Origin of the sequence: Actinomadura sp. 7K507, from assembly GCF_004348425.1 — a bacterium.
In the GTDB taxonomy this organism is placed as follows: Bacteria; Actinomycetota; Actinomycetes; order Streptosporangiales; family Streptosporangiaceae; genus Spirillospora.
Map to the genome: position 1 here is coordinate 17,513 of NZ_SMKK01000118.1, position 9,878 is coordinate 27,390.

The 9,878-nt window shown below is 72.9% G+C and carries 8 protein-coding genes; 3 read left to right on the top strand and 5 right to left on the bottom strand.

All coding sequences use genetic code 11. The features are described 5' to 3' along the window. Positions 1-91: 91 nt before the first annotated feature. On the top strand, positions 92-715 hold the full coding sequence (gene thpR / locus E1285_RS25145) for an RNA 2',3'-cyclic phosphodiesterase (RefSeq protein ID WP_132156184.1): 624 nt from the start codon (positions 92-94) through the stop codon (positions 713-715). Here the strand turns inward: thpR and E1285_RS25150 are convergent. The 3 genes from E1285_RS25150 to E1285_RS45760 form a co-directional block, all read right to left on the bottom strand. Then, positions 652-2,847 (bottom strand): hypothetical protein, encoded by a 2,196-nt coding sequence (locus E1285_RS25150; RefSeq protein ID WP_132156186.1) that lies wholly within the window; start codon positions 2,845-2,847, stop codon positions 652-654. The two genes, thpR and E1285_RS25150, sit on opposite strands and share 64 nt — an antisense overlap. Before the next feature lie 110 nt (positions 2,848-2,957). After that, positions 2,958-4,037, bottom strand: coding sequence for a hypothetical protein (locus E1285_RS25155; protein WP_243723033.1), 1,080 nt, complete (start codon positions 4,035-4,037; stop codon positions 2,958-2,960). Positions 4,038-4,086: 49 nt separating this feature from the next. Beyond that, positions 4,087-4,311 carry a hypothetical protein gene (locus E1285_RS45760; RefSeq protein WP_165966749.1) on the bottom strand — a complete coding sequence of 75 codons (225 nt, stop codon included), beginning with the start codon at positions 4,309-4,311 and terminating at the stop codon, positions 4,087-4,089. On the opposite strand from E1285_RS45760, the gene E1285_RS25160 reads away from it, so the two are divergent. Continuing rightward, the gene (locus E1285_RS25160; protein ID WP_165966751.1) at positions 4,301-5,236 is read left to right on the top strand and encodes a hypothetical protein; all 936 of its coding nucleotides are present in this window, start codon (positions 4,301-4,303) and stop codon (positions 5,234-5,236) included. The two genes, E1285_RS45760 and E1285_RS25160, sit on opposite strands and share 11 nt — an antisense overlap. Positions 5,237-5,287: 51 nt before the next feature. Here E1285_RS25160 and serC read toward each other — a convergent pair whose 3' ends face one another. Both serC and E1285_RS25170 read right to left on the bottom strand, forming a co-directional pair. Next, the gene (serC, locus tag E1285_RS25165; protein ID WP_132156190.1) at positions 5,288-6,424 is read right to left on the bottom strand and encodes a phosphoserine transaminase; all 1,137 of its coding nucleotides are present in this window, start codon (positions 6,422-6,424) and stop codon (positions 5,288-5,290) included. 10 nt (positions 6,425-6,434) lie between these two features. Further along, positions 6,435-6,797, bottom strand: coding sequence for a hypothetical protein (locus E1285_RS25170; RefSeq protein WP_132156192.1), 363 nt, complete (start codon positions 6,795-6,797; stop codon positions 6,435-6,437). Between the two features lie 133 nt (positions 6,798-6,930). Here E1285_RS25170 and E1285_RS25175 point away from each other — a divergent pair, with 133 nt between their 5' ends. Next, complete coding sequence (locus E1285_RS25175; RefSeq protein ID WP_132156194.1) at positions 6,931-9,804, top strand: ABC transporter substrate-binding protein; 2,874 nt, start codon at positions 6,931-6,933, stop codon at positions 9,802-9,804. Positions 9,805-9,878 lie beyond the last annotated feature (74 nt).

A 9,878-nucleotide genomic window follows, 5' to 3' on the forward strand; every position in this document is an offset into this window, starting at 1 on the left:
AGGGCGCAAGGACGGCGGCGGGGCGGGAGCACGGCGTGACAACGGGCGCCATCTGCTGAAATGCTTGCCGGGTGGCCCTCCGGACGATCCCATGAGGCTTTTCGTGGCGCTCGTACCGCCACCGGACATCCTGGACGAGCTCGAAGAGGCCGTCCGGCCGCACGCCGAGGCGATACCCGAGCTGAGATGGGTCCGCCGCGAGCTGCTGCACGTCACGCTGACGTTCCTCGGCGAGGTGGACGACCGCACCCTGGACCGGCTGCTCCCGAGGCTCGAACGTGCCGTCGGACGGCACGAGCGGCTGTCGCTGTCGCTGGCCGGCGCGGGCGCGTTCCCCGGCAGCGGGGCGCACGCCCGCGTCCTGTGGACGGGCCTGTTCGGAGACCGCCGGGGCGTCGCGCGGCTGGCCGCGTCGACCACGGCCGCCGGGCGCCGCGTCGGGACGCTGCCGGACAAGCACCGCACGTTCCGTCCCCACCTGACCTTGGCACGGTCCAGGAAGCCGGTGGACGTGCGGCCCCTCATCGAGTCGTTGTCGGCGTTCGCGGGCGCCGCGTGGACGTCCGACTCCGTCCACCTGATGCGCAGCCACCTTCCCGGCAAGGATGACAGCCAGGTGAGCTACGAGTCGCTGAAGACGTGGTCGCTTCGTCAGAGCTCAGGCGGCGGAGGGGCGGGACGGTCGGCGTCGGGCGGCCCCCAAGGGACGCCGTAGCGTTCGCAGGCGCGGCGCAGCTCGTCCAGGTCCGGCGGGAACGTGACCTGGCGCAGCACCCGCCCGGACGGCCCCCACACCACCAGGCGCGGCATCCGCTCGCGCGCCTCGTCGATGCCGATGCCGCCGATGCGGTCACGGGTCAGGTCCCACTCGACCCGTCCGCGCTTGGTGACGACCGCGAGCCCGGCGGACGACACGCGGAGCTGTGAGCGGTTGCGGTCGTAGAGCCAGTAGCCGACGAGGCCGATGACCAGCCCGGCAGGCACGGACCAGCTCGCCGTGGCGTTGAACCCTCCCAGCTCTGGGCCGAGCCAGACCGCACCCAGCAGCGCCACCGCCTGGCACAGCAGCACGCTCATTCCGTACGTCCCGATGCGGGACCGCCTGGTCGCGTCCAGCAGCGCGCCCGGCGCGGTGGCCGGGCCGGGCGGCGCGGAGACGGTGAACGTGAACTCCTGCTCGCCGGAGAGGTCCGGCTGGAGTGCCGTGCCTCCCTCTTGCCCGGCGCTCGGCGACGGCAGCGCGGCGGTCGCCGGCTCCGGTTCCTTGCCGGTCTCGGGTTCGGGCACGGTGAGCGTGGACACGGCCGAGTGGAATGCGGCGCTCAGGTAGGCGTCGTACTCGGCGTCGTTCACCGGCAGCCCGGCGCGGCGGGCCGAGTCGCGGAGGTCGGTGCGGGAGATCCGCAGCGCCGACAGGGGCGCGGCGAAGAACTCGTCGCCGTCGGTGTCGTAGAGCCGGACCCACGCGTGCCCGGCGATCGTCAGCAGCTCGATGCCGCCGATGCGGTCCTCGGGCATCTTCAGCACGACGTCGCCCGCCGCGTCGGCCCAGCCGAGCCCGCCGTCGGCGACGACCAGCCGGCCGCCGGGCACCTGCGCGAAGATCTCGGGCAGCCCCTCCAGCCCGTAGTCGGGACTGCGCGGCGCCCGCGCCCCCGGCGTGATCACGCGGTAGCCGTGGTCGTCGAGCGCGTGCGCGAGCTGGAAGCCGTCCAGGCCGTGCGCGGGCAGCCGGGCGACCAGCTCCAGCCGGTGCCCGAACGCGAGCGCCGCGAGTTCGGCGCGGCGCGGCTCGCCGCTCACCGGGTCCAGCCGCAGGCCGGGGCCGACGACGACCGCGGCGACGTCCCCCGCCGGCAGGTTCTGGGCCTCGCGGCGGCGGCCGGGACGGGCCCGCACCAGCAGCCGCTCCGCCGTGATCGTCCAGCGGACCTGGACGGCGCGCAGCAGCCGGCGGCGCGCCGCCAGCATGCCCGCGATCGCGGCCAGGACCCAGCAGCCCGCGGCGAGCCGGGCGCCGAACTCGCTCGTCCCGTCCAGCGCGATCCGGACGATCATGACGGTGCCGAGCAGCGCGGTCAGCGCGCCGAGGAGGACGATCCGGCGGCGGCTCGGCAGCGGCTCCGGCGTGTCAAGCCGCTGCTCCCGGTCCCTGCCCCGGCCGCCCGCCCTGCGCCTGCGGCGCGCGGGCCGGGCCCCGCCTTCCGTGGAGGGCTCCTCGGGCGGCTCTGGGGACGCCTGAGGGGACGGCTCGTGGGCGGCGGCGAGCAGTGCCGCCTCCTGGTCCAGGAGGCGCTTCTCCGCCGCGTGGTCGCGCGGCAGAGCGCTTCCTCCGGGGACGTCGTCGTCCAGCCCTGGGATGCGCAGGGCCTCGTCGAGCGCGGGGTCCAGCAGGTCGGTCGCCTCGCCGTCCAGGACGTGCATGGGGATCCCGAGCCGGCGGGCCGTCACGAAGACGGCGAGCGGCTCCAGGCCCATCGCGGTCATCCCGCCGGCGGCGGTACGGCCGAACCGGTGGAACACGGTCAGCACGCCGTCGCCGGTCGTGATGGCCAGCGCGTCGATCCGGGACCGCTCGTAGGAGACCATGGTCAGCCCGCCCGGCCCGATCCGTTCGAGCCCCGCCGCCGACAGCCGCCAGTACGGCCGGGGACGCCGCAGGCGCGCCTCCGGGACGGCGCCGAGCGCCCACGGGACGGCGGCGACGGCCCCGATCAGCACCGCCCACAGCCACACCGGCCTGATCGGCGCCAGCGCCAGCACCACCGCCAGGAGGGTGAACGGTCCCGCGGCGACGGGGCGCCACCGGCCACCAGGACCAGCGAGGCCCACCAGCTCATGCTCCACAGTCCGCATCCTCACACGGGTCCCCGCGGGACCGTCGCCTCCTTGCAGCATCCCGTCGCCCTTCGACACCGACATCCATCGTGCCGGTCAGGTCGGCCTGTTCGCTCCCGTCACTTCCTTCCCGCCGTTCCCCCGCGTTTCCGCGTCAGCCCGTAGGCGACCGCCCCGGCGATCGCGAGCGCGAGGAAGAGCCCCACTCTGGGGCCGTCGGCGTCCTTGCGCCCCTCCTCGGCGTCCTCCGTCGTGCTCGTCGTCCCGGCGTTCTCCGGCTTGGCGGACGGCGGCAGCGCCTCCTCCGGCAGCGGGATCTCGTAGACGGGCTGGTTCGTCCCTTCCGACCCCACCAGGAGGGACGTGCCGTCTGCCGTGTAGGTGACCGATTCGCCCTGCTCCTGCCTTGGCAGGTCGATCGAGGTCAGCGACTCGCCGGGGCTCCCGTCCGGTTTCACCGAGTAGAGGCGGGCGCCGAAGTAGGTCCGGATGACGCAGGTGCGCCCGTCGGGGGAGAACGCGCCGCCGGTCGCGATGGACGGCGCGTCGGAGACCTCCCGCATCGTGTTGAACCCGCTCGTCCGCAGCCTCGCCGGGGCCTCGTACACCTTGCCGCCGAACAGCTTGCTGGCGATGTAGAGCCGGTTGGTGCGCGGGTTGATCATGAGGGTCTCGGCGTTGCGCGGCCCGTCCTCGTATTTGATCTTGAAGGCGGTGGCGCGGATCGTCTGGCTGCGCAGCCGGGACGGCTCGGGGATCCGGTACACGGTCACGTACGGCCAGGCGCCGCCGAGGTTGTCGCCGATGTCGGCGACGAAGATCGACGGACGGCCGCGCCCGTCCTTGCCGACCGCGATGCCCTCCCAGTCACGGGCCTGCGCGCCGCCGAGCGTCAGCGCGGCCCTGACCCGCCCGTCCGTGCCGAGGGCGTAGATCGTCGGGACGCCGCCCGAGTCGTTGTGCGTGTAGACGACGCCCTGGTGCCGCGTGCTGACCGCGAGCCCGCTGGACTCGGTGATCCGCTCGTCCTGGATCCTGAAGGCCACCCGCTCGTCCGGCGCGGAGGCCGCCCGGTGCGCGGGGGCCGCGGACGCGGCGGGGGACGGGAGCCAGCCGAACGCCGCGACGAGGACGAGCGCCGCACCGGCCCGGGACACGCGACGGCGCGGGAACGACCCCCGGAACGGACGCAATGACATGGCCTGATCATCCCCGTTCCGCGCCCCGCCGATCATGTGACCCGCGTCATCAGTTCAGCAGCGCACCGACGACCACTGCCAGCACGAGCGCGGTCAGCACGGTGGGAAGCAGCCATTGGGGCGCGCGGTTCACGCTGCCGAGCCTATTCGTCTCCGTGCACGACTCGAACCGTCCGCCCATGATCTGCATCTCATCCTGCATGTGCGGATTGTTCGGGATGGTGCGTTCGCCGTTCGCCTCCGACGCGGGGACGGCGTCGGACGTGTTCGTCACGCTGGGGATGCTGGCCGAGGAGCGCGGCACGGACTCGGCCGGCCTGGCGCTCCTCGGAGCCTGGCCGGGGGGCGGCGCTTACGGCTGCCGGGTGCTGAAGGGCCGCGGACGCTTCTCGGGCGTCTGGCGGCCGGAGCTGCTTCCCGAACTCGACCGCGCGCCGGTCGCCCTCGGGCACACCCGCTGGGCGACGCAGGGCTCGCCGGTCGAGCCGGACAACGCCAGCCCGATGGTCATCCCCGGCACCGCCGCCTTCACCAACACGGGCACCAGCACGGGCACCAGCACGGGGTTCACCAACACGGGGTCCACCAACACTGGGTTCAGCGGCACGAGAGCGCCCCTCTCCGGCGTGGTGGCCACGCACAACGGCGACGTCGACGCCGGTGACCTGCGGGCGCGCTTCGCGCTGCCGCCCGCGTCCGGGACGACCGACAGCGAGCCGATCTTCCAGCTGCTCGCCGGATGCACCGCAACGTCCGAGGTGACGGAGGTGCTCGAAGCGGTGACCGGACGGGCCGCGCTGGTCTGGGTGCACCGCGACCGTCCGACCGAGGTCCATCTGGCCCGCGCCGCGCTGAGCCCGCTGACCGTGGCCGTCGACACCGAGCAGAACATCTACTGGGCGTCCAACCCGCGCTGGTTCCGCGAAGCGGAGAGGCACACGCGGGTGGAGTTCGCCACCGCCGTGATGCTTCGCGAGGGCACCTACCTGAAGGTCGGCATGGAGCGGCGTCCCGGACGCCGTGACCGGCCCGAGGTGCTCGCGACGGACGCGTTCCTGCCCACGGCCAGGGACACCGACATGGACGACCGCGTCTGGACGGGCTTCACCCGCGCCGACGAGGAATGCGACCGCGCCGGCCTGAGCCACCGCGTGGTGGAGTGGACGGGCGGCACCGGCGGCCTGCCTGCCGTCGCCTGAAGCGGGACCCTCGGAGGCGCGGCGCGGCATCTCCGAGGGTCCTCCCTACTTCTAGAGCCGCTCGACGATGTAGTCGATGCAGGCGGTCAGGGCCTCGACGTCGCTCGGGTCGATGGCGGGGAACATCCCGATGCGCAGCTGGTTGCGGCCCAGCTTCCGGTAAGGCTCGGTGTCCACGATCCCGTTGGCGCGCAGCACCTTGGCGACGGCGGCCGCGTCCACGTCGTCGTTGAAGTCGACCGTGCCGACCACCTGCGAACGCTGTGCCGGGTCGACGACGAACGGCGTCGTGTACGAGGTCTTCTCCGCCCATGTGTAGAGCCGCTGCGAGGAGTCGGCCGTACGGGACGTCGTCCAGGTCAGGCCGCCCTGCCCGTTCATCCACTCGATCTGCTCGGCGAGCAGGATCAGCGTCGCCACGGCGGGCGTGTTGTAGGTCTGGTCCTTGGCGGAGTTGTCCACCGCCGTCTTCAGGTTCAGGAACTCCGGGACGTACCGGTCGGAATTGGCGATCTCGTCGATCCGCTCCAGCCCCGCGGGGGACGCGAGCGCCACCCACAGGCCGCCGTCCGCCGCGAAGCACTTCTGCGGCGCGAAGTAGTAGACGTCGGTCTCGCTCACGTCCACGGGCAGGCCGCCCGCGCCCGAGGTCGCGTCCACAAGCACGAGCCCGTCGCGCGCGGTCGTGCCCGCCGGGCGCCTGATCGGCATCGCGACGCCGGTCGAGGTCTCGTTGTGGGTGAGGGCGTAGACGTCCACGCCCTCCTCGGCGGACGCCTCCGGGTGCGTCCCGGGCGGGCCGGTGATGACGGTCGGGTCCCCCAGCCACGGCGCGCTAGCTGTGACCTTGGCGAACTTGCTGGAGAACTCACCGAACGTCAGATGCTGCGACCGCTGCCGGACGAGGCCGAACGCGGCGGCGTCCCAGAAAGCGGTGGTGCCGCCGTTGCCGAGCAGGACCTCGTACCCGTCGGGCAGCGAGAACAACTCGGACAGGCCCGCGCGGACTCGCCCGACCAGGGACTTGACCGGCTTCTGCCGGTGCGAGGTGCCCATGTACGCCGAGCCGGACTCGGCGAGCGCGGCGAGCTGCTCGGGACGGACCTTCGACGGTCCGCACCCGAAGCGGCCGTCGGCGGGCTTGAGATCGGCGGGTAGGTCAATGGCTGGATTCGCGCTGTCGGTCACTCGCAGAAGGCTACTTCACCCGCCTCCAGGCCCAGGTAAGCAGGGTCAACAGCGCGATCGCGCAGATCCCGGCGATGACCGCGGGCGGGTAGATCCAGTCGTCGCCCTTGGAGTGCGCGGCCGCGGCCGTCCGCACGGAGTCGTAGGTCAGGAACGCCAGGAACAGAGCGGCGACCACGACGACGATCCGCCCCGACACGGCGTTGGTGCCGCGGCGGCGCGCCTCGCGCTCGTCCTCGTACCGCCGCAGCTCCTCGGCCGCATCCGTTCCCGCCGTGCCGGACGCGGTGGTGCCCGGTCCCGTCGCGGTGGACGCGGGGCCGATGTCGCCGTCGAGCGGCTCGTCGTCCGCACCGGCACGGTCGTCACTCATGGCCCAATGATGGCAAAGGTATTGAGTTCCATGTCCGGCCACATGACCATGGAAAAGTTTCCGATCCTCTTCGGGGGCCGTCGCGTCCAACCCTGGAGAGGGCGGGCGAGCCGGGAAGCGAGGCGTGTGGCGCATGGCGGGCGACGGCGACCGGGTCCTGAGCGAGGATCGGCTGCGCGGGGTCCTCGACCTGTTCGAGCGGTTGCGGGAGCGGTCGCCGTGGCGGTGGCGGGAGCGGCTGCGGCCGTTGCTGCTGCTGCTCGGGCCGCGTCGCGCGACCTCGCATGTCGCCGAGATGCTGCAGTCGCGGTGCGAGGGCGAGCGGGCCCCGGTGTCGCACATCGCCGCCGATACTCCCGCCGGTGACGTCGCGGGGGTCCTGCGGGAGGCCAAGCGGGAGCTGTCGCAGCCCAGCAGCCGTGCCAGGGGCGAGCCGCCGTTGCGGTTCCCGTTCCTGGAGATGGCGTTGTGGCTGCGTGATCTGCGTGAGATCCGGCTGGCCGGGGACCGTCCGGTGCCGCGGGGCGCGGCGCCCGCCGAACGGGAGAACCACCAGCTGGTGCGGCGGCTGACGCGTCCGCCGGTCGGGGACAACGAGAACACGCGCCGCCGCGAGCTGAACCGGGTGATCCGGCGGCGCGGCCGGGACGTGCTGCGTGACCTTGATTCGCCGCGTGGCCGGCCGGCGACGTTCCTGGCGTTCCTGGAGCAGATCGCTCCGATCGGCGTCGCGGTGGTCGCGCTGGTCAGCGCGGGGACGGCGGCGGCCCTCGATCTGGCGGCGGCGGTGCTGGCCGCCGTCATCGGGCTGGCGTTCGTGGCGGTGCAGATCCTGGCCAGGACGCGCGGCTGGTACGGGGTGCTGCGTTACGGCTGGTTCCTGCGGCAGCCGTACGTCGACCGCGACTCCACGGGGTTCCTGGGGTTCGCGCTCGGGGTGTTCGATCCGCGCCCGGTCGAGCCGGACGATCACGGCGAGCAGCTCGATCTGCTGCTCGTGGCCGCGTTCCTGGAGGATCTGCGGCGCAACTACCGGCGCGACTACCGGCGGGCCGCGTGGGCCCGGGTCCGGTATCCGGTGCTGATCTTCGAGCATCTGCCGGCGGGGCATCCCGGCGTGGCGTTCGTCGAGCTGGCCGAGCGGGTCCGTGCCGAGGCCCAGGCCGATGACCGGCGTCCCGGTTTCGACCCGCTCGTCGTCACCGCCGGCGTCGACCCGACCGCGCCCGCCGGTGACGACCCGTCCGGTCCGCTGCTGGTCGACCGGCTCGCGGCGGCGGTCCGCGTGGACCTGTCTCCGGGCGAGCCGCAGAGCGTCATCGGCGCCCGCGGCCTGTGGGACCGCTACGCGCGCGAGCAGCGGCGCGTCGCGGCCCTCGGCTCGCGCCGGGAACTGCGCGTCGACGTCACCCGTGACCCGGGCGGCGACCTGCCGCCCGTCCGGCCGGTGCGGCGCCGGCCCCGGCTCGCGCATCCCGCGCTGCCGTGGATCGCGATGGTGGCGGTCGCGGCGGCGTCCATCACCGTGATCTCGGTCCAGGTGGTGAAGTACTGCTCGCCGTTCGGCATCAAGCGGATGGCCAACGGCGAGTGCGTCGGCATCACCGACGGGGCGTTCCGATTCGGCGAGGACTCCGGCGGCCGGAACAACGACAACCGGCTGAACAAGGCGCTGGACCGGATCGAGGAGCTGAACGACCATGTCGAGGAGTCCGGCAAGCCGTACACGACGATCGTCTACCTCGGCCCGGTGACCGCCGACCCGTCGATCAAGAATCACCGGATCGACCTGCTCGCCGGGGTCCAGGGGGAGCTGATCGGGCTGGCGGTCGCGCAGAAGCGGTTCAACGACGCCGCCGAGGGCGACGCCCTGCGGCTGCGGGTGCTGATCGCCAACGCGGGCGCCAAGTTCCGCTACGCCGTGCAGGTCGCCGAGCAGATCCGGGAGCTGGCGCTGAAGGACCGCTCCGTGGTCGCCGTGGTCGGCTTCGAGCAGAGCCGCCGGCAGACGCAGCGGGCCATCAGGCTGCTGGCCAAGTCGGCCCTGCCGCTGGTCGGCACGGCCAACAGCTACGACCGGACGGCGCTGCTCGACGGCGAGGCGGGCTTCTCGCCGTACTACTTCCGGCTCGCGTCACCGAACCAGCGGACCGCCGAGCACGCCGCCTACTGGGCACGCAACGGCAACATCGGCGGCAGAAAGCTGAAGGACGCCGTCGTCGTCTACAACGACGAACCCGACGACCTGTACAGCGAGAACCTGGCCGTTGATTTCCAGAAGGCCTTCGGGGCCGGTGACGTGCGCATGCGGCCGTACAAGAACGCCGGCGAGCTGGACAGGTCCGTGCGTGAGGCGTGCCAGGACCAGCCCGGCATGTTCTACTACGCCGGCAGGTCGGACGAGTTCCGCTTGTTCATCAACGGATTGGAGCTGTCCTGCCCCGAGCGGCCGCTGGTCGTGGCCGATGACGAGATCGCCAAGTACGTCAGCGACAACGCCGCCGACCTCGGCCGCAAGAACACCTTCGACCTGTACTTCACGCCGCTCGCCGCGCGCGAGGCGTGGACGTGGCGGTGGATCGGCGACCAGGCGCCGCAGACGTTCTACTCCGACTACGACCCGGCCGTGCGCGAGATGACCGACGGGGACAACGAGGGACAGCGGCCGTCGGTCACCCGGGCGGCCGTCGCCTACGACGCGGCCACCCTCGTGGCGACCGTCGCGAGCAAGGTGTACTGGCAGGAGCGGGCACTGCCGTCGGCGGGGTCGGTGTTCGCGGCGCTGAACGAACCGGACCACGACGTCCTGCGCAACGGGGCGAGCGGAGTCATCCGCTTCAGCTCCCGCAGCACCGGGCACCAGGTGCTCGACAAGCCGGTGATGCTCGCGACGATCACCCCGGACGGGACGACGGAGGTCGAGCAGGTGTGCGGCCGCCTCATCGCGGGAGACCAGGGCGAGGCCGACTGCCCGCCCGGCGCGGGGAACGAGACCGCACCCCGGTGAACACCCGGGTGAAACGGCCCCCGGTCGCGGGGCGACCGGGGGCCTCAGGCGCGTTCGGGGGCGGGGGGAATGGC